Raw genomic sequence first — 18418 nt, 5'->3', positions numbered from 1 at the left:
ACACGCCTTATAAATGATTGAACAGGGTTAACTGACTCACCTGAACAAAAGTTTGTTGAGTCACTTTGAGGGCCGTGAGTTTAACATTAAATTCAGCGGTAGCGCTGGCATAATCTAGCTCTTGGGTTTCGCCAATCACCTTTTTATTAAACAGCACCATCTCCTCGTGAGAGGTTTTCATCAACGACAGGCTGTTTTGCTTGCCACCCATATCGGTGATCGCGCTGTTAATACTGTCTAAAGTATCATTAAGCGAGGTTTGCATCGCATCGGCAGCTGTTGCAAAAGCGGCATCGTCTGGCGCAAGCGTGGGGTCTTTGAGCACCGCAATATAATCGGCAGTCTGATTTAGAATGTCTTGGCTGGCGTTAGAGAACAGGAATTGCTCGGCCGTCACGTTGGCCGTCATCCATGATGATCCCGAGGTTTGCACCTCACGCTGGCTATTATCACCTTGATAGACATAACGCCCCGCAGCATCTTGGGTAATAGTCTGCTGCTCGGTGCGATTCCCCGAAAACAGATAATTACCGCCATCATCCTTGGCATTGACGTTATCGACCATCGCCTCAAGTAACTCATCTAGCTCTTGAGCATAGGCACTGCGATCTTCCGGCGATAGGGTCGAATTATTAGTGGCCACGCTGATTTCACGCATCCGTTGTTGCAACTCAACCATGCCCGACAGATAAGTCTCTGAGCGGCCTAAGCTGGTGCTCAGCGAATCGATATTTTTAACATACTGCTCCATCGAGGCTAAATCGCGTTCATTAGCCATAACGCGCACCGCACCAATAGGGTCGTCTGAGGGACGCAATATCGACATTCCCGTCGATAACATCTGGTTCAAGCGGGCCAAATCTATGGTGGTATTTTGCAGACTGTGAATATTGTTAGTGTACAAATTTTGCATTGTCACGCGCATTTTCGGCCCCCTTAAAAACTGCTTAGCATGGTTTGAAACAGCTGATCGGCTGTCGATATCACTTTGGCATTAGCCATATAAGACTGCTGATAAATGATCAAGTTAACCCCCTCTTCATCAGGGTTAACACCACTGGTGCTGGCCCACTGAGACTGCGCATCTTTTTGTAACTCGACACTGGTCTTGGCATTGGCAATGGCTTGACGCGACGCCGAGCCTAACTGACCCACTTTGCTGCTAAAGGATTCGGAGAAACTGGTACTCACACCTAAACTAGTAAAGGCCAAATCTTTGTTTGCTAAGGCCACCAGCGCTTTTAGGTTGCTGTTGTCACCTTGGGTGCCATCGGTACCAAAAGCCAACTCTTCCGCGGTAAAGCCATTGGTCACCTGTAGGCTGCCAGCGGGGTTGCCCGGCTGAAAACTAAATAGGTTTTGAGTTGGCGCAGCACCATTTAAGTCGGTACCGCCTGCCAACACAGCATTAAACTCATCGGCCAATTTAACGGCTAATTCATCAAGGTACGCTTGCGAGCTGGCTAATTCATTATCGCGATAATCGAGTAACGCGCCCATGCTGCCGCCGGCCGAGGCTTCAAGGGTAAAATGGCTTTGACCAAAATTGATGTCTACATTACTGACCAACGGATTGGCCGGATCGGGCACAACTGACAATTTAGCCACGGTATTGCCCGACAACAAAGGTTCACCACGTGCTAGCGAGATGTTCACCATGCCTTTGTCATCTTCGATAACACGTATATCGACAATGGCTGCTAGCTCATCGATAGCCGCATCACGGCCATCTTGCAATGCGGCTGGCACAGTACCACTGGCGCTGGCGGCCTTAATGTCTTGGTTAAAACGGGCGATGATCTCCAGCTGGGCATTGACCTCTTTGGCCGATGTACCTAACTGACCTGTCACCTGATCGCGCTGAGATACTAAGCTATCGTTGATGCCGTTAATCATCTGGGTTAAGGCTTTCGCCTCGTTTAACACCCCTTGACGATGTGCAACCAGATTAGGCTGCTCCATCGCCGAGTTGAGCGACGCAAATAGCTGATCTAATCCGGCAGAAATATTATTACCTTCGGCGCCAAAGACTTGCTCAGCTTGACCTAAATAACTGCTGCGCACATTATCGAAGCCCACATTACTGGTGGTCTGCCATAGTTGGGCCACTTCATATTGGTCTGAAATGCGCCTAACGCCATCGATAAACACCCCAGCGCCGCCACCATAAGCACCGCCGCCCACAGAGCTGGTCATGACTTGCTGGCGCGAGTAACCCGCCACCATGGCATTGGCCACATTATTAGAGGTTGCATTGAGCGCCGCCATGCTGGCTAACAGCCCAGATTTACCAATGTTTAACATGCTCATTTATTGTCCTTAGCGTGCGGCGGCACAAAAAGTGCGGGCTGCATAGCTGTGGTTGTCATCTGTTGCGGATCATAGGCGACAGGATCGGCACTCGACTTAAGCGCGCCAGACAATTGTTTAGTCATCACCTCAGACAAGCCCATGCCTTGCATCTGGCTCAAACGGCTAGCCAATTCGGCATCGTGCAGATCGCGATATAAACCATCGTTTTTTGACGACAATGGGCTCTCTTCATCGGCCATCGCATCGGAGGCTGAGCGCATCTGCTTTAAGACGGTTTGCAAAAACTGCGCTTCAAACTGCTGACTCACCACTTTAAGGGCTCCCAGCTCGCCATTGCTTTTAATCAGATCGCCAGCATTTAACTGGTTAAGATAGCCGTTATTATTTTCAAGTTTCATTAGATCACCACTAACTCAGCTTCTAGGGCGCCAGCTTCATCAAGCGCCTGCAATATGGCCATCAGATCCATCGGCGCAGCACCTAAACTGTTCACCGCCTTAACAATCGCTTCGATAGCAATACCCTCTGGCCAGACAAACATGCGGTTATCACCTTGCTCGACCGACACTTGGCTTTCATTGGTCACGACAGTTTCGCCATTATTGTTGCCAAAATAGCCACCATTAGGCTGGCTAACATTTTGTCCTTCAACTATGGTCACAGTCAGGTTGCCATGACTGACCGCCGCCTTGCGCACTACGACATTGCCCCCCATCACAACCGTGCCGGTGCGGCTGTTAAATACGATACGCGGGCTGCGGCGTCCTTGCTCTATCTGTAACTCTTCGAGCATCGACATAAAGGTCACACGCTCGCGGTTCGACTTAGGCGCTTGCACTAAGACTTTGCCGTGGTTTTCCGCTCTTGCCACATTGGGGCCAAACAGCCCATTAACCGCGCGCTCGATATTGCGCGCAGTCTTAAAGCTGGGATCTTTGAGGTTAAGGATGATATCGGCGTTATCATTAAAGCTACTGCCAATGGCGGCCTCAAGTAAGGCGCCATTGGGAATACTGCCCACGGTAGGCACATTGACGGTGATCGAGGAGCCATTGCGTCCCGATGCTGAAAAGCCACCGACCACTAAGTTACCTTGGGCCACCGCATAAATTTCGCCATCGACGCCGCGCAGTGGCGTCATCAACAGGGTGCCGCCTTGTAAGCTTTTAGCATCACCCAATGATGACACTGTCACATCTATGGTCTGCCCAGGGCTAGACATAGGCGACACGGTAGCGTGCACCGCAACGGCGGCGACGTTTTTCAATTTAGGGTCGCTATTACCATCTATTTGCACGCCAAACTGCTTGAGCATGTTGACCACAGACTGGCTGGTAAATTTCACCTGCGAACGGTCACCGCTGCCATTGAGGCCCACCACGACACCGTAGCCCACCAGCTGGTTGTCACGAATACCTTGTACATCGACGATATCCATCAAATAGCGCGACTGCTCTGCAGCGTTAAGCTGGGCACAGATAAACACTGACAGTAATAAACACAAACGTAGCATGCTAAAAATCCTTGCCTAAAGAGGGAACCATGGGCTGTTGAAATAACGAGAAGCCCAACCCATTGCATTACTGTCGGCAATCGCCCCTTGGCCACCATAAATAATACGTGCATCGGCGATGCGCTGTGACGAGATAGTATTGTCGTTACCAATATCGTCGGTGCGGATAAGTCCTAATAGGCGCAAGTATTCGTCGCCCTGATTGAGCCTGAGCCACTTTTCGCCGCGGATCAGCAGTGCGCCATTGGGCAATACCTTGGCGACGGTTACTGTGATCGAGCCTGATAGCTGGTTTTGCTGGGTGCTTGACCCAGTACCATTAAAACCACGCCCTAAAGACACATCGCCGTCGGCGCCCAGATTATTGGCGCCAATTGAACCACTGGAGCCCGCGGCTAATCCAAAGGACATATCTTGCGCTTTGCTGGTTTTAGTGTCGGCTTTCTTGCTGGAATAGGTTTTTTCATCTAAGGCAACAGTCAATAGATCCCCTTCGCGAAAGGCACGCTTGTCTTTAAACAACGTCAGCATATAACCGGGACGATACAAGCTGCCATCTTTAGCATCTGGCAAACTATAATCTATCTCTGGCGGTGCCCATTCGGCGCCGCCCGGCTTAGTTAACGGCTCTGGTATATGTGAAATACATCCAGATAACAACAAGGTCATCAGCAAGTAAAACCAACGCATCATACTTCCTTATAACGACTGGTTGAGGAACTTGAGCATATCGTCAGACGCCGATACCACTTTGGCGTTCATCTCATAGGCTCGCTGAGTCGAGATCATCTCGACCATCTCTTCAACTACGTTAACGTTAGCACCTTCCAAGGCGCCCTGACGCAAACCGCCTAACGCTTGGTCGCCAGCCACCCCTTCAACAGCCACACCCGAAGCCGCAGTTTCGCGGTACAGGTTATCGCCGCGTGCTTGTAGGCCCGCTGGGTTGGTGAAGTTGATCAAGGTAATTTGGCCCAGCTCTTGTGGGTCCGCTTGGCCTGCCATTTGTGCGCTCACCAAACCGTCGGTAGCGATGGAAATTGATAACGCATCTTCTGGGATCACTATGTTAGGCACTAACGGTAGCCCCTGAGAGGTCACCATCATCCCTTCGCTGCTGCGATAAAATTGACCATCACGGGTATAGGCTAATTCACCATTAGGCTCTTCCACTTGGAAGAAGCCGTTACCTTCAATGGCTAAATCCAGTTGTTGATTGGTGGTCTGCATATCACCGGTGGTGAAGATTTTTTGTGTCCCGACCACGCGGGTACCGGCACCGAGTTGCAAACCCGATGGCAGTTCGTTCATGGCATCGACTTGACCACCAGGTTGGCGCTGTACTTGATAAAACAGATCGTTAAACGCCACACGGTCACGTTTAAAGCCTGTGGTATTCACGTTCGCCAAGTTGTTGGCGATAGTGGTCATTTTAGTATCTTGTGCCGTCAGGCCGGTTTTACTTACCCATAAAGCTGATTGCATGCTGAACTATCCTTTACACATTACGCAGTAGACGATTGCCGACTTCGGCCAATTTCTCTGCGCTTTTCATTAATTTCACCTGAACTTCAAACTGACGGCTCAAATCCATTGAGGCGATAAGCTCGCTCACCGCTTGTACGTTACTGGCTTCGAGGAAACCACTATTGACGCGCACTTCATCGTCTTGTGGCAGATCAGCGCCGTCACGGCGATACAAGAGACCATCTGGGCCTTTTTGCATTTGCGCCATATCGCTATTCACCAGCTTTAGTCGCCCAACTTCCTCAATCACTCCGCCTTCAGATGGCAAAATGCTGATGGTGCCATCTTCACCGACAAACAAGTCTTTATGCTCAGGCAATACCAGTGGTCCATCGACGCCCAGCACGGGGCGACCATCAACGGTCAACTGGCCTTCACCGTCGGCGATCATGGCTCCGGCGCGGGTATAGGCTTCGCCGCCATCGACCATGACACTGAACATGCCTTGGTCATGAATCGCCATGTCCAATTTGCGACCCGTGGGGTTCACCGCGCCGCTCTGCTGGCTAAAGCCGCTGCTTTGGGTCAAGGCTAATACTCGGGTGTCAAAGCTACCTGGTGTGTTAGGGATCGCCATGGCGTTCACTCGCTCCAGATCGGCCTTAAAGCCCGTAGTCTCGGCGTTGGCCAAGTTATTCGCGCGAATGGTTTGTGCTTCCATAATACGCGTAGCACCGCTAACGGCTGTATACAGCATCTTGTCCATGTTGTTAGCCCTTAAATAGCGTTAAGTAAGGCTTGCTGCATGGTCGAGTTAACGTCCAGCACCTTAGCGTTAGACTGGTAGTTACGCTGCGCTGACATCAAGTTAACCATCTCTGCGGTGGTATCGACGTTAGAGCCTTCTAAGTAGCCGCCGGTAACGTTACCCATGGTGCCTGTAGCTGGCGCGCCAAGAATTGCTTGACCGGCGCTGTTAGTGGCAATCCAAGCATTGTTACTGATAGGTTCTAGGCCATTAGGGTTAGCGAAGTTAGCCAGTGCCACTTGGCCCTGTAACTGCTCTTGACCATTAGTGTATGTGCCATATAGCAAACCGTTGTCATCAAGACGCACGCCTTTTAGATCACCAGAGGTGTAACCGTCTTGGCTCAGGCTAGAGTTATTGTACGCCGCCGCATATTGGGTGCTCTTATCGAAGCCCACATCGAATGCCATCGCCGTCGCGCCATCTAAGATAGCTGGGTCGTTGATGTTCATGGTCAGGGTATTGCCTGCGGTTAAGATACCGTTTGAGTCAAAGGTCATGGTGTGACCGCCAGCAGGTGTCACATCAACGCCTTCCATCATGTAGTGCACGCTCCACTCGTTAGAGGCGGTTTTTACATGGTATTGGGTGAGTGCGTGTTCGTTACCTAACGAGTCATACACACTGACGGTGCTTGATGAGTGGTAGCTGTCCATGTTGGCAGGATCGAAGGGTACTAACGCTGGATCAATCACATCGACGCGAGCATCAAGGTTTGAGACTAAGCCAACTGTAGTCGTGGCTTTCGCTGCCAAGGCCGCCGTTTGCACTTGCAGGTCGGTGGTATTACCCGTTTGAATTTGGCCTGTGGCGCCCACTGCATAACCCTGTAAACGATTACCCACTGAGTCGACGATAAAACCTTGTGAGTCCTGATGGAACATACCCGCACGGGCATACATACCGCCACCATCAACGCCTTTTAGCATGAAGAAACCTTCACCCTGGATCCCCATATCTAACTGGCGTCCGGTGTAAGTTAAGCTGCCACCCTGAGAAAAGTTCTGGCTGGTCGACATGACGCTGACGCCACCGGCTTGGCCGCCATTATAGATGGCGGCAAACTCGCTGCGGCCACCACGAAAACCCACGGTAGATGAGTTAGCAATGTTATTACTGATGGTGTTGAGATCTTGTGTCGTGGCCTGTAAGCCGCTTAGCGCTATGTTAAATGACATCCTAATACCCTATTAAAATAAATTTATGAAACTTCAGAAATATCCAGCACTGAAATTGTGCCTAGACCATAGCCCATCTCGGCCATCATCATTCCTGATGCGCTCGCGAAATGAATTTTTTCGATCGGCGCTTTAATGTATGTGGGTGCCATTAACACCGACTCGCCCACGGTGGCGTTGGCTTTAAGCTCATATTTGCCTTCAGGCAAACCTAAGGCTTCGGGGTCAATGTTAAAGGCAATATCGCCTTTAGATTGCGCGCCCAGCTTAACGGTTTGCACCACTTCGCCTTGCTCGTTGATCACCTCAATCTCTAGGTCTTCAACGCCGTTTTCTAAAAACACTTTGCCTTCAACCGCTTCATTGCCTAGCTCAAGGCCAGAGGCTGGCACCATGGCACTCTTACCAATCAGCGATGCCGATTGCACTATGCCTAAGTTCTCCATCATCACCATCTGGTTCGACTGGTTTTCGCGCATATATTCTAAGCTCTCTACTTGCGAGAACTGAGCTAACTGCGAGACATATTCGGCGCTGTTAATCGGCTTAGTCGGATCCTGGTTTTGGATCTGAGCAATCATCAACGTCATAAATTCATTTTTGAGCGAGGCAGCATCATTGCCTGGCGCTTGCAACACATTAGCGCTCTGCTGCGCTTGGCTGTCCGTAGTACGTCCTACTTCCATTTACTTGTTTCCTAATTGCAGTAAGCCCTGCTGCATAGAGCGGGCACGGTTCATCACTTCAACACTGGTCTCAAACGAACGGCTCGCCGCCATCATGTCGGCCATCTCTTCAACGGTATTAACGTTGGAATACGCCACGTAACCTTGCTCGTTCGCAAACGGATGGTTGGGCTCATAACGCATATCCAGCGGCGCATCGGCTTGCACTATATCGCTAATCTCAACCGAGGCGCTGGCGGCTTTGCCTTCTTGCATCTGGCTATAGATAGTGGCAAATACCGGCTTTAACGCACGGTAAGCTTGCTCTGGCGACTCGGCAGCCGTTCCGGCATTGGCTAAGTTACTGGCCACGGTATTTAAGCGTATGGTTTGGGCATTCATGCCTGCACCCGCTATTTGGTAGATTTCTCCAAATGACATAGGGACTCCTAGCGACCTTCGATAGCCGTTTTTAAGCCGGCAATTTTCATGTTAAGAAATGTCAGGCTGGTCTGATAATCCATCGCATTTTGCGAATATCTCGCCTGCTCTTTGCCAAGCTCAACCGTGTTATTGTCGGCAGAGCTTTGATAAGGCACGCGATAACCGATATCGTAGCGATTAGCGTTGCTGGCACCCGATTCAATGCGAGCCATTACCTTACTGAAGTCCAGATCTCGCGCCTTGTAACCTGGGGTTTCGGCGTTCACCAAATTACCCGCCAGCACCTTGCTTCTCTCTACCCTAAAGTTCAGTGTTTGGGGGTGAATTCCCAACGCCGTATCGAGGTTGATAGCCATCTCAATTCCTAGTAATGTATGCTCAACAATGTTTATGGCACTGAGTATCCAATTAATATGCCAAGTATTTTAAATCAAATTAAACAAACACTTAGATGTTGAGGCCTGCCATAGTCGGAAGCCTAACTTCCCTCTTCCTCTTAGGCGGATTCGGTTTACTTCCGCTGCCGGTGTATAGCCAGACAGACACAACTTCCGCCAGCGCACAAATTGAGCAACAGATGCGGCGCTCAATCGAAACACAACTGAGCCGCTGGCAACAGCAACAGGCTATCGATAAGGTGCAACATAAGATGGTGATTCGCGTGCCATCAGGGGCTGATAACCTTGAGCCTTGCCCGCAAAGCATCACCATAGATCCGCCTCAAGGCTTACCCTTCGGCCGAGTGCAACGCAAGCTGAGTTGCCCCTCTCAAGGTTGGTCTTTGTATGTCAGGGCAAAAGTGACGCTGCACGCCTATTTACCTGTCGCCAATAGGAACTTGCAAAGAGATGAGATAGTGACATCTGCCGATCTGCACTGGAAAATGTTACCGCTGAAGGCCTCAGATCAAGATGTGATCACCCAAGAGGCCAACTTGCTTGGCCAACAAGTAACCCGCAAACTGCGTAAAAATAAACCTATTCGCGCCGCCTATCTCGAGGCGCCAAGGCTGATTAATGTCGGCGATGAGGTGATTATCGAGGCCAGCAGTGAGGGGTTTTATGCTAATATGCTCGGCGTCGCCTTGGATGTGGGTAAAGAGGGCGATGCTATTCGGGTTAAAAATAGCAGTTCAGGCAAGGTGATCACCGCCTATGTGGTGGCCAAAGGTCGAGTCCGCACCCAGTTTTAGGCTTATTAGCTTAAAAAATCCCTAAAAAAGTTTTAGCGATGTCACAATCCGGTCGCTCATATAGAGTATCAAGCCGAATTATCGAGTGAGTACAATGGAAATCAATAAAATCAACAGCGCTATTGGTGCTGAGATTGGGGCCAATAAGAGCAATGTAAATGCTCAAGCCACCCCAGCGCCTCAATCAGCCGCTACGTCTGCTCCAGCGCAGCTTTCGATCAGTCAGGATTGGCAGTCGCTTGAACAATCTCAGCAGGCACTACAGCAACTTGACGATGTGGATCATGACAAAATTGCCGCACTGCGTCAGTCGCTGCAAGACGGTAGCTTCTCAGTAGATTTAGATCAGATTGCCGATAAGATGCTTAACCAACATGGATAAACCCCAAGTTGATAAGCGCTTGTTAGTGCAGACGCTGCTACGTGATATTCGCTTAGATGTGGATGACTACAGCCAGCTAAAAAGCATGCTGAAACATCAAAGAGAATTAATGCAGCGCACCGACAACCAAGGGCTATCACTGCATAATACGCGTCAAACGGCACTGTGCGACAAACTAGCACAACGGGCCGCTCAGCGTAGTGAGATCCTGATACAATTGGGGTTTGATGGCGATGCCAATGGCATGAAGCGCTTACTGGCCGCCCTGCCGAATCAGTTGCGTCCACAAATTAAAATTTTGTGGGATAACTTACAGTTGCTAGTGAAAGATAGCCATCAGGCCAATGAAGTGAATGGCCGTCTATTAGCATTGCAGCAAGAAACCCTCACTCGGTTGCTCAATCCTGATAGCCAGCATCAACAGATAGATTACGGCAATCACCTAGCTCGCTAATGTTAAGCTGAAATTGCGTTAGCGAGACACATTGCCCCGCGTATAAAACCCTGCCATATCATCTAAGGTCGCTTGCTCTTGACGCATGCTGTGCTCCAGTAGCGCCTCGTTGGTCTGCTGCTGTAACCACTTTAGTCCTTGCTGCCGCCCCAACTGCTTACGCCATAAATTGTCGACTCGTGCCTGCTCTTGTTGCAGCAAGGTCTGCTGTTGAGCCAGTTTGCTCTTCATCGGCTCTAACGCTTGGGCCATCTGGGTCGCGTTTTGCCATAACAGCGGATGCGCCCCATATTGGCGACCGCTATAATCGCTGATCATCTCACTTAAGGCTTGATGTTGTTGCTGAGCCTGCTGCATACGGCGCAACGCCTCATCACGCTTTAGCCCTAATTGCGCGAGCTTTTTCTCTTCCTGTTGACACAATCTAGACAGTTGTCGCTGACGCTGGCGCATAACCCATCACTTCCATTAATTGCTCTAACTGTTGCAGACTATCGGCGCGGCTGATTTTGGTGTCGGCCGCTTGGCGTAAAAACTTGGCCATCTCGGGATAGGCTTGTACAGCCAAGTCCATCTCGGGATCTTGCCCCGCCTGATAACCGCCTAATGGCAATAATTCACGCACCTCGTTATAGCGACTCAAGAGGTGGCGCATAATATGGCTCTGCTCTAGCTGACTTGGGCTGGCGATCTGAGTGGCTAAACGGCTCACCGATGCATTAACATCGATGGCGGGAAAATGGCCGCGCTCGGCCAGTTTACGGCTCAGTACAATATGGCCATCGAGGATCGCACGGGCCGAATCCGCCACGGGGTCTTGCTGGTCGTCCCCCTCGGTTAGTACCGTATAGAAGGCGGTTAAGGTGCCTTGTGGGTGCTGACCATTACCGGCCATCTCCACCAAACGAGGCAACTGCGCAAATGCCGAAGGCGGGTAGCCTTTAGTGGCTGGCGGCTCGCCCAAGCTGAGGGCGATTTCTCGCTGCGCCTGAGCGTAGCGAGTTAACGAATCCACCAGCAGTAATACTTGCTTGCCCTGATCGCGAAAACCACAGGCAATGGCATGGGATAAACGCATCGCGCGCAGGCGCATCAAGGGCGTGGTATCGGCGGGTGCGGCAATCACCACCGCGCGGCGCCGGCCAGCTTCGCCAAGAGTCTCTTCAATAAATTCGCGTACTTCGCGGCCACGCTCGCCAATCAATCCCACCACCACCACATCGGCTTCGGTGAAGCGGGTCATCATGCCCAAGAGCACACTCTTACCCACGCCTGAGCCGGCAAACAAGCCTAAGCGTTGGCCACGGCCTATGGGCAATAAACTGTTGATGGCTCTCACACCAACATCCAGCGCTTGTTTTATTGGCTGACGCAACAAGGGGTTATAACTGGTGTCTGATTGTGGCACGCGGGCGATACCGGTTAACTCGCCTAAGGTGTCTAACGGCTGACCTAATCCATCGAGTACCCGTCCGAGCAGCCCTTCACCTATGGTTAGCGTTTGCTGCTCGACCATGGGTAGCACGCGGGCGCCGGGCATCAGCCCTTGGGTGGTTTCAATCGGCATGAGACAGAGCACATCCTTATGAAAGCCCACCACTTCGGCTTCGATAAGCCGGCCATTACGCCCCTCGATTTGGCAGCGATCGCCCATGCCAAGCTGGCAGCCAACGGCCTCCAGCAACAGGCCGTTGACTCGAGTCAACCGTCCATAGACACGGGCAACGGGCACATTAGGCCAGTCCTGCGGTGCTAACTCAGGCTTCAAGTTCCGCCTCATTCAATTTGGCTTCGACCTGCTGCATGCAGGCATCGAGCCGCGTTTCTACCGAGGCATCGGCGTCAGATTTATCGCTGACAATGCGGCAGCTACCAGCAGAAATACTGGCGTCTGGTACTAGGTTCCAGCCACGGATTTTATCTTCGGCCAGCTCTTTTAACTTGGTCACGGCCGAAGGCTCAAGGTGAATTTTAACGTCACTTTGATCATCGGGCAGTGCGCTTAAGGTCTCTTCCACCAGCTTAAGGATTTGCTGCGGCTGCAGGGTTAATTCACAGCGGATCACCTGTTGTGAGACGCGGCGAACCAGATCTAAAATCAGGCTCTGCTGTTCACTGACCTGTTGGCAATGACCTTCTTCTAGCAAGGCTTTGAGCGCTCCCAGGGGAGCAATTATCTCATTGAGCTGCTCATCGATACTGGCTTTGCCTGCTTGCTGGCCTTCAAGTTTACCTTGCAAAAAACCGGCGGCATGCCCAGCGGTTGTGCCCTCTTGCAAGCCTACTTCATAGCCAGCGTCGCGGCCTTGCTGCATGCCTTCATCGTAGCCTTGCTCGAACGCTTGCTGATAATCTTGCCAGCCAGAGCCTTCACTGCCGGGCTCGCCAGCGCTGGAGAGCGGCGGAAATCGATAGCGTCGTGCTAGCTTGTCATCTAAGCGCCAGCGGGTAGGTTTGTCCGCCATTAGCTCACCACCTGCTCTTCAAATAGCTGTAACTCAATTTCGCCATCTGCCACCATCTGCTTGGCGAGCGTCATAATATCCTTGCGCGCACCGTTGGCGCGGCTTACCGGCACACTCCCCAGGGCATCGACCTGAGTTTCAATCGCCGATGACATACGTTTAGGTAAGGCATCGAGTAGCGCGTCTTTAAGCTCTAAGTCGATCCCTTTTAGGGCTAGGGCTAAGGTTTCACCTGGCACTTGTCCTAATAAGGTCTGCAAAGTATCTGACTTTTGACGCCCCAAAATAATAAAGTCGAACATGTTGTCGGTAACATCGCTGGCCAACTGTTTGTCGAACAGTTTAATCATCTCCATCAACTGCTCACGGTCGCCTTCAAAACGGTTAAGAATATCGGCCACTTGCTTAACGCCTGCCACTTGAGTGTGGCTCTTTTCCATCGCCATCAGCATGCAGCGCTCCACCAGCTGACGCAGTTCATCGACCACGTGGCGGTCGAGATCGCCCAGCTGAGCAATACGAATTAACACCTCGTCTTGGCTGACGCTTGGCAACATTTTTAAAATTTCGGCGGCACTTTCTGGTGGTAGCAAGCCCAGTAACACAGCCTGTAGCTGGCTATGCTCGTGGGCAATTTCTCTGGCAAGCAGTTTAGGTTCCACCCATTCTAAGCGTTTCACCAGCACTTTAATTTCATCGCCATAGATGTTGTCGATCAGACTTTTAGCCACGCGATCACCCAAGGCGATATCGAGGGTTTTTTGTAAATAAGAGCGTGAGGCTCTGGCAATACCCGACTGCTCTTTATAGCGCTCGAAGAAGCGGCTCAATACCGCTTCCGCTTTTTGTTGAGTGATGCTGGAGAGGCGAGCCATTTTGTGGCTCAGGTGCTGGACATCATCACGGTCGAGATGCGCCATCACCATCGCTGCGCCTTCTTCACCCATGCTCAGCAGCAACATGGCCGCTTGCGAATAGTTGTCCATCTTGATGTCGAGATCGTTATTATCATTCACCGTCTTTATTACCTATCCAATGAGCTATTACTTCGGCAACCCGTGCCGGTTCCTTATTTGCCAGCATGCTGAGGTGCTCCATCTTCACCGTTAAGGGTGAACCCGGCTCTGGCAATCCTTGACTCCCCAGCCAATCGGCGTCGGCAAGCTGTTTGTCACCACTGGCTTTTGGCGGTAAGGCCGCTGGCGCGGGCTCGCTGATGGCCGCGGTGGGGAGTGCAGCTTGGTTTTCGGCTTCGGTGTTGCCGGCTTTCTTCTGTGAGGTCCGAGTCAAGTGCTTCACCAGTGGACGCAACACGAAGAAGATCAGGCCGATCCCCAACAATCCACCGATCAGATAGCGTAGGTAAGTTTGATAATGCTCAGCCTGCCACCAAGGCATTGGGCTAAATTCGGCCACGGTAATGGGGGCAAAAGCAAACGCATTGATGCTAAAGCTGTCGCCTCTCGGAGCTGAAAAGCCGATGGCATCTTTCACCATGTTGCCTAATTTGAGTAGCTGTGCCTCTTCCTGCGCAGCATCGGCGATAGTGGCACTATTGACCAATACCGACACAGAGAGGTTTTCTAACTGCATCTGCTGATAACGGATATGGCGTACTGAGCGGCCAACATCATATTGACGGCTCTCTTCTTGACGCACATTTCGGTTAGTATCTGTGCCTGCGTCCTCTTCGTTTGGCTGCGGTGGTTGATTGCTCAAGGCGCCAGGGATGCCTGCCGCAATGGCAGCATTGTTATCGTCTAAACTGGTGCGCTCTTGGGTCATCACGGCTTGCGGATCGAGTGACTCTTTGGTCTCTTCCACTTGGTTAAAATTAACTTTGGCGGTCACTCTGACTTGGAAATTTTCAGCCCCAAGTACAGGCGCCAACATAGATGAAGCGTTGGCGATTAAGCTCTGCTCTAACTCGCGGGTGTATTGCAGTTGGCGGTCGCGCGCCTGAGTAATATCTTGATTATCGGCGATAGCGGCACTTAAGAAGTTACCGTTTTGATCGACCACTTTAACGTTAGCCGGCGTCATACCTGTGACGCTGCCCGCCACTAGGTTCACAATCGACTCGACTTGAGCTTCGTTCAATGTCGAGCCAGAATAGAGCTGCACCATCACCGAAGCCGTGGGGAGTTCGGGCTGCTGACGGATAAACAGGGTACGCTTAGGGATAGCTAAATGCACTCGTGCGGCACGAACCGGCTTGAGTGCCATAATGGTGCGCGATAATTCGCCTTCGAGGCTGTGACGGTATTTCGCCTGCTCCATAAACTGGCTGGTGCCCAGACCTGCGTTGTCGAGCTGATCCATCCCCGATGGCACTTTAGCCTTTACACCACGGGCAGCGAGTAACATCCGCGCCATGCCGAGTTGATCTTCGGCCACCAGCACTAAACCGGTATTGGCTTCGAGTCGATAATTAACACCCTCCGCCTCAAGCACTTCGATAACTTGCGAGGTTTCAACGTTTTCTTGGCTGCCATACAGCGGGCGATACCCTTGACTGGCGGTCCATAGCATAAGCACGATCACGCTCGCCACCACACTGGACAGCAGCGCCAATACCATCACCTGACGGTCACCATTGGTGAACTGACGCCACTTTTGCGCCACACTCGCCAACGGGCTAGTACGGGCATCGGCGTTGATGTCCGGGCTAGATTGAATAACAGAAGTAGACATACAACAATTTCCTTACAAAGGCATCTTCATTACATCGTCGAAGGCTTGCACCAATCGATTACGGATTTGCATCATGGCCGAAAAGGATAGGCTAGCCTTTTGTGACGCGACCATGGCACCTACCAAGTCGTCGCTCTTGCCGCTATCTACCGCTTTCATCATCATTGATGAGTGGTTTTGATCTTGGTTTATCGCCGAGATTTTGTGTTTCATCAACTCGGTAAATGATCCAACAGCCATGCCATTATCGGCAGGATTGGCGCTAATATTGATGGCTCCCTTGGCAATCTCACGATGCACGCTCAGGGTGTCGAGTAGTCCAGTCGAGCTGACGTGCGTCCCATTAACCATAACAATTCCTATTTTTCTTTAGTTGCTTCATGCCGCTTGACCAGCACGTTGTAGTAATTGATCGACGTCGATGCCCGACTCGCGCATTTGTGCCAACTTGTACCTCAGCGCTCGCGTGGTCATCCCTAGTGCATCGGCACTTTGGTTACGATTACCATTGAAACGTTTGAGGATGTCGACGATATATTGAAACTCTGCCTGACGCTTAGACGCCTTGAGGCCATCGCCATTGTCTGTAGGCTCTGGTGACATCAGCAGCTCAACGGCTAAGCCTAACTCTGCCGCTTGTATCGCCTGGCCGCGGCGCATCACTAACGCGCGTTGAATACAGTTTTCTAACTCACGTACATTGCCCGGCCAATCGTGTGCCATTAATAGCTGTTTTGCCGGTTCGCTGAAGTAGCACGGCGCCGCCGACTCAGGGGTGTCGTATAAACATAAAAAATGTTCGGCTAAGGGTAAAATATCGGCCTTGCGTTCACGCAGCGGTGAAATGGTTAGCGGTAACACGTCCAGGCGATAGAAGAGGTCTTCTCTGAAGCTGCCCATCTCAACGGCTTTACGTAAGTCTTTATTGGTCGAGGCGATTAATCTGATATTTAACGGGATCAGCTGATTACCACCCAAGCGTTCGACTTCGCGCTCTTGTAATACTCGCAATAATTTCGCTTGCAACAGCAGTGGCATTTCGCCTATTTCATCGAGTAGCAAGGTGCCACCGTTGGCCTGTTCAAATTTACCCGCTTTATCACATACAGCGCCGGTGAAGGCCCCTTTGACGTGACCAAACAGTACCGATTCCAACATGCTCTCAGGAATGGCCGCGCAGTTTATGGCCACAAATGCCTTATTGGCTCGTGATGAGTGGCGATGAATATAATGAGCGAGTGGCTCTTTACCTGTGCCGCTCTCACCACAAAGCAGGACGCTGGCCTCGGTTGCGGCGGCGCGATGCGCTAACATCAATAGCTGGCGGCTTACGGCTGCAGCGACAACCAAACTGGTGTCGGGCTGCTCGAGACGGCGTAACCGGTTTAACAGCGCAAATAGCGACTCGCCAATCACTGGCAGTAATAAGTAATCCTGCGCGCCAGCTTGCATCGCCGCTGCGGCTAATTCACTTTGCTCTGGCGCTAACAGTGCCACCAGGTTTGCGGTTTGATAATGGGTGAGTTGCGCAGCCACTTCGGTGGGATCACACTGTGATAAGTTAACCAAGGTTAACCAAGGCTGACTAGTGCTTTGTTGCCATAAACTAAATCCAGCACTAAACAACTGTTGCTGGATTTCATCTGGCAGCTCAATGCCTAGGGTTCTAATACTGAGGGTATTCATATCGATGCTCTCCAATTGGAACCTATCACTTTGAGGTCTGCTTAACTAAACGTATGCTGACTCTGCGATTGGCCTGTCGACCCGCCTCAGATATGTTGCTGCTTTTGGGGTAGCGAATGCCATGACTGCGCACCTGTATCATGGCGCGACTTATCCCCTGCTCAATCAAGCGTGCGACCACTTCGTCACTGCGTTGTCTGCTTAACATCAAGTTCGCCAGTCGATCGCCGTTGCTGTCGGCATGACCATCGACCAAAATTTGGTTAATCTGTTTATCAACCTTAACGTAGGCGGCGATCGCTTTGATGTCGGCCAACTGTGACGCCGTTAAGGTGTCTGAACCTTTGGCAAACAACAATTCACGCTGGCGAACATAAGAAAAAGGCTTGGGTAGCAAATTACGTATGCACTGGCTCATCGCGCGCGCTCCCGCTTGGGTCGATACTGCGCTGGAGTCAATTTGATACAGCAACTCACCTTGCTCGACGAGCAACATTTGCCACGCATAATTACTTTCTAATGCTTCGAGAAAGAGATCAGCAGAGGCGGTGCTTACTGCGCTTTTCCCCTGACCTTGTAAGGTGGTGTGGGCCAAAATACTGGTCTGAGACTGCCATGCAGAAGGTTCGATACTGGCGGTAATACCTAAATCGTTAAGCGCCAGCCAATCGGCATTGAGTACTAAACGAATCGGCTGGCCTGGCTGAGCGACGAGCGCCATTTCACCAAAACCCATAACCGGGTGGCGTAACTCACAGCCAAAGCGATCACCTTCGAACAGCCACTGAGCTTTTTCAAGCGGCGTCTTATAAACGGTCAGATTAGGATTCGCGATTGCGACTGGGGCCGACAATACCAACAATAAGAGTAAAGAAAAACTAACAAAACCACGCATAAACAACCTCAATGCCTTTTATTCTTATGGCGTGATCGACACTCCTAAAGCTTAATCTTTGGCAATAATTACTCTGGAACACAATTTGTTAAAAACTAGTAACGCGGTCCATCGCAAATTAATCCACGCAAACATCAAATAAGTCACCCAAACGCTTAATAACAAAGTGATAAAGCGATATAAATTAACTCAGATTAATCAACCTATATATTCTGACGATTTTTTACCCAAAAAAAAACTAGTAATCAATCAATGAAAATCA

Annotated in this window: 22 protein-coding genes; 3 read left to right on the top strand and 19 right to left on the bottom strand. The window is 51.0% G+C overall.

The window, feature by feature from the left end:
* Positions 1–7 precede the first annotated feature (7 nt).
* Genes flgL through flgB form a run of 11 tightly spaced genes read right to left on the bottom strand, consistent with a single transcriptional unit; the run spans position 8 to position 8744 of the window.
* Positions 8–925, bottom strand: a complete 918-nt coding sequence (flgL, locus tag AC5YB1_RS02115; protein WP_494520526.1) for a flagellar hook-associated protein FlgL — start codon at positions 923–925, stop codon at positions 8–10.
* Positions 926–936: 11 nt separating this feature from the next.
* Positions 937–2310: a flagellar hook-associated protein FlgK gene (flgK, locus tag AC5YB1_RS02110; RefSeq protein ID WP_494520525.1), complete on the bottom strand. Its 1374-nt coding sequence runs from the start codon at positions 2308–2310 to the stop codon at positions 937–939.
* Complete coding sequence (locus tag AC5YB1_RS02105; RefSeq protein WP_110458427.1) at positions 2307–2711, bottom strand: rod-binding protein; 405 nt, start codon at positions 2709–2711, stop codon at positions 2307–2309. The genes flgK and AC5YB1_RS02105 overlap by 4 nt, the downstream gene beginning before the upstream one ends.
* Positions 2711–3826 carry a flagellar basal body P-ring protein FlgI gene (locus tag AC5YB1_RS02100; RefSeq protein WP_494520524.1) on the bottom strand — a complete coding sequence of 372 codons (1116 nt, stop codon included), beginning with the start codon at positions 3824–3826 and terminating at the stop codon, positions 2711–2713. The genes AC5YB1_RS02105 and AC5YB1_RS02100 overlap by 1 nt, the downstream gene beginning before the upstream one ends.
* A gap of 15 nt (positions 3827–3841) precedes the next feature.
* Positions 3842–4516, bottom strand: a complete 675-nt coding sequence (flgH, locus tag AC5YB1_RS02095; protein ID WP_494521560.1) for a flagellar basal body L-ring protein FlgH — start codon at positions 4514–4516, stop codon at positions 3842–3844.
* Between the two features lie 9 nt (positions 4517–4525).
* Positions 4526–5311, bottom strand: coding sequence for a flagellar basal-body rod protein FlgG (gene flgG, locus AC5YB1_RS02090; protein WP_475515288.1), 786 nt, complete (start codon positions 5309–5311; stop codon positions 4526–4528).
* Between the two features lie 13 nt (positions 5312–5324).
* Positions 5325–6059, bottom strand: a complete 735-nt coding sequence (locus tag AC5YB1_RS02085; protein WP_475515289.1) for a flagellar basal body rod protein FlgF — start codon at positions 6057–6059, stop codon at positions 5325–5327.
* Positions 6060–6070: 11 nt separating this feature from the next.
* On the bottom strand, positions 6071–7279 hold the full coding sequence (gene flgE, locus AC5YB1_RS02080) for a flagellar hook protein FlgE (protein WP_494520523.1): 1209 nt from the start codon (positions 7277–7279) through the stop codon (positions 6071–6073).
* A gap of 23 nt (positions 7280–7302) precedes the next feature.
* Positions 7303–7965 (bottom strand): flagellar hook assembly protein FlgD, encoded by a 663-nt coding sequence (locus tag AC5YB1_RS02075; RefSeq protein ID WP_494520522.1) that lies wholly within the window; start codon positions 7963–7965, stop codon positions 7303–7305.
* Positions 7966–8385, bottom strand: coding sequence for a flagellar basal body rod protein FlgC (gene flgC / locus AC5YB1_RS02070; RefSeq protein ID WP_494520521.1), 420 nt, complete (start codon positions 8383–8385; stop codon positions 7966–7968).
* Positions 8386–8393: 8 nt separating this feature from the next.
* Positions 8394–8744, bottom strand: a complete 351-nt coding sequence (flgB, locus tag AC5YB1_RS02065) for a flagellar basal body rod protein FlgB (protein ID WP_110458435.1) — start codon at positions 8742–8744, stop codon at positions 8394–8396.
* A gap of 221 nt (positions 8745–8965) precedes the next feature.
* Here flgB and flgA point away from each other — a divergent pair, with 221 nt between their 5' ends.
* From flgA to AC5YB1_RS02050, 3 genes are all read left to right on the top strand, one after another.
* Positions 8966–9580, top strand: a complete 615-nt coding sequence (flgA, locus tag AC5YB1_RS02060; protein ID WP_494520520.1) for a flagellar basal body P-ring formation chaperone FlgA — start codon at positions 8966–8968, stop codon at positions 9578–9580.
* A 94-nt stretch (positions 9581–9674) separates the two neighbouring features.
* Positions 9675–9962 carry a flagellar biosynthesis anti-sigma factor FlgM gene (gene flgM / locus AC5YB1_RS02055; protein WP_475515294.1) on the top strand — a complete coding sequence of 96 codons (288 nt, stop codon included), beginning with the start codon at positions 9675–9677 and terminating at the stop codon, positions 9960–9962.
* A complete protein-coding gene (locus AC5YB1_RS02050; RefSeq protein ID WP_494520519.1) occupies positions 9955–10416 on the top strand; it encodes a flagellar protein FlgN in 462 nt (153 codons plus the stop codon). Before flgM ends, AC5YB1_RS02050 begins: the two co-directional genes overlap by 8 nt.
* Positions 10417–10434: 18 nt before the next feature.
* Here AC5YB1_RS02050 and AC5YB1_RS02045 read toward each other — a convergent pair whose 3' ends face one another.
* The 8 genes from AC5YB1_RS02045 to AC5YB1_RS02010 are packed head-to-tail and all read right to left on the bottom strand — an operon-like array spanning position 10435 to position 18156.
* The gene (locus AC5YB1_RS02045; protein WP_494520518.1) at positions 10435–10869 is read right to left on the bottom strand and encodes a hypothetical protein; all 435 of its coding nucleotides are present in this window, start codon (positions 10867–10869) and stop codon (positions 10435–10437) included.
* Positions 10841–12196: a FliI/YscN family ATPase gene (locus tag AC5YB1_RS02040; RefSeq protein WP_494520517.1), complete on the bottom strand. Its 1356-nt coding sequence runs from the start codon at positions 12194–12196 to the stop codon at positions 10841–10843. Before AC5YB1_RS02040 ends, AC5YB1_RS02045 begins: the two co-directional genes overlap by 29 nt.
* Entirely contained in the window at positions 12174–12881 is a 708-nt protein-coding gene (gene fliH / locus AC5YB1_RS02035) for a flagellar assembly protein FliH (protein ID WP_494520516.1), read from the bottom strand. Before fliH ends, AC5YB1_RS02040 begins: the two co-directional genes overlap by 23 nt.
* Positions 12881–13867 (bottom strand): flagellar motor switch protein FliG, encoded by a 987-nt coding sequence (locus tag AC5YB1_RS02030; RefSeq protein ID WP_494521559.1) that lies wholly within the window; start codon positions 13865–13867, stop codon positions 12881–12883. The genes fliH and AC5YB1_RS02030 overlap by 1 nt, the downstream gene beginning before the upstream one ends.
* Before the next feature lie 22 nt (positions 13868–13889).
* The gene (gene fliF / locus AC5YB1_RS02025; protein WP_494520515.1) at positions 13890–15575 is read right to left on the bottom strand and encodes a flagellar basal-body MS-ring/collar protein FliF; all 1686 of its coding nucleotides are present in this window, start codon (positions 15573–15575) and stop codon (positions 13890–13892) included.
* A gap of 12 nt (positions 15576–15587) precedes the next feature.
* Positions 15588–15926, bottom strand: a complete 339-nt coding sequence (gene fliE / locus AC5YB1_RS02020; RefSeq protein WP_494520514.1) for a flagellar hook-basal body complex protein FliE — start codon at positions 15924–15926, stop codon at positions 15588–15590.
* 27 nt (positions 15927–15953) lie between these two features.
* Positions 15954–17261 carry a sigma-54 interaction domain-containing protein gene (locus AC5YB1_RS02015; RefSeq protein WP_494520513.1) on the bottom strand — a complete coding sequence of 436 codons (1308 nt, stop codon included), beginning with the start codon at positions 17259–17261 and terminating at the stop codon, positions 15954–15956.
* 25 nt (positions 17262–17286) lie between these two features.
* Positions 17287–18156, bottom strand: a complete 870-nt coding sequence (locus AC5YB1_RS02010) for an OmpA family protein (RefSeq protein WP_494520512.1) — start codon at positions 18154–18156, stop codon at positions 17287–17289.
* Positions 18157–18418 lie beyond the last annotated feature (262 nt).

It is taken from the genome of Shewanella sp. 433, assembly GCF_059338565.1.
This window is presented reverse-complemented; position numbering and strand designations above follow the sequence as displayed.

Excerpts from the sequence above, each read along its gene's own strand:
- flgL (WP_494520526.1), bottom strand. The coding sequence starts at position 925 with ATGCGCGTGACAATGCAAAATTTGTACACTAACAATATTCACAGTCTG.
- flgK (WP_494520525.1), bottom strand. The coding sequence starts at position 2,310 with ATGAGCATGTTAAACATTGGTAAATCTGGGCTGTTAGCCAGCATGGCG.
- AC5YB1_RS02105 (WP_110458427.1), bottom strand. The coding sequence starts at position 2,711 with ATGAAACTTGAAAATAATAACGGCTATCTTAACCAGTTAAATGCTGGC.
- AC5YB1_RS02100 (WP_494520524.1), bottom strand. The coding sequence starts at position 3,826 with ATGCTACGTTTGTGTTTATTACTGTCAGTGTTTATCTGTGCCCAGCTT.
- flgH (WP_494521560.1), bottom strand. The coding sequence starts at position 4,516 with ATGCGTTGGTTTTACTTGCTGATGACCTTGTTGTTATCTGGATGTATT.
- flgG (WP_475515288.1), bottom strand. The coding sequence starts at position 5,311 with ATGCAATCAGCTTTATGGGTAAGTAAAACCGGCCTGACGGCACAAGAT.
- AC5YB1_RS02085 (WP_475515289.1), bottom strand. The coding sequence starts at position 6,059 with ATGGACAAGATGCTGTATACAGCCGTTAGCGGTGCTACGCGTATTATG.
- flgE (WP_494520523.1), bottom strand. The coding sequence starts at position 7,279 with ATGTCATTTAACATAGCGCTAAGCGGCTTACAGGCCACGACACAAGAT.
- AC5YB1_RS02075 (WP_494520522.1), bottom strand. The coding sequence starts at position 7,965 with ATGGAAGTAGGACGTACTACGGACAGCCAAGCGCAGCAGAGCGCTAAT.
- flgC (WP_494520521.1), bottom strand. The coding sequence starts at position 8,385 with ATGTCATTTGGAGAAATCTACCAAATAGCGGGTGCAGGCATGAATGCC.
- flgB (WP_110458435.1), bottom strand. The coding sequence starts at position 8,744 with ATGGCTATCAACCTCGATACGGCGTTGGGAATTCACCCCCAAACACTG.
- flgA (WP_494520520.1), top strand. The coding sequence starts at position 8,966 with ATGCGGCGCTCAATCGAAACACAACTGAGCCGCTGGCAACAGCAACAG.
- flgM (WP_475515294.1), top strand. The coding sequence starts at position 9,675 with ATGGAAATCAATAAAATCAACAGCGCTATTGGTGCTGAGATTGGGGCC.
- AC5YB1_RS02050 (WP_494520519.1), top strand. The coding sequence starts at position 9,955 with ATGGATAAACCCCAAGTTGATAAGCGCTTGTTAGTGCAGACGCTGCTA.
- AC5YB1_RS02045 (WP_494520518.1), bottom strand. The coding sequence starts at position 10,869 with ATGCGCCAGCGTCAGCGACAACTGTCTAGATTGTGTCAACAGGAAGAG.
- AC5YB1_RS02040 (WP_494520517.1), bottom strand. The coding sequence starts at position 12,196 with ATGAGGCGGAACTTGAAGCCTGAGTTAGCACCGCAGGACTGGCCTAAT.
- fliH (WP_494520516.1), bottom strand. The coding sequence starts at position 12,881 with ATGGCGGACAAACCTACCCGCTGGCGCTTAGATGACAAGCTAGCACGA.
- AC5YB1_RS02030 (WP_494521559.1), bottom strand. The coding sequence starts at position 13,867 with ATGGACAACTATTCGCAAGCGGCCATGTTGCTGCTGAGCATGGGTGAA.
- fliF (WP_494520515.1), bottom strand. The coding sequence starts at position 15,575 with ATGTCTACTTCTGTTATTCAATCTAGCCCGGACATCAACGCCGATGCC.
- fliE (WP_494520514.1), bottom strand. The coding sequence starts at position 15,926 with ATGGTTAATGGGACGCACGTCAGCTCGACTGGACTACTCGACACCCTG.
- AC5YB1_RS02015 (WP_494520513.1), bottom strand. The coding sequence starts at position 17,261 with ATGAATACCCTCAGTATTAGAACCCTAGGCATTGAGCTGCCAGATGAA.
- AC5YB1_RS02010 (WP_494520512.1), bottom strand. The coding sequence starts at position 18,156 with ATGCGTGGTTTTGTTAGTTTTTCTTTACTCTTATTGTTGGTATTGTCG.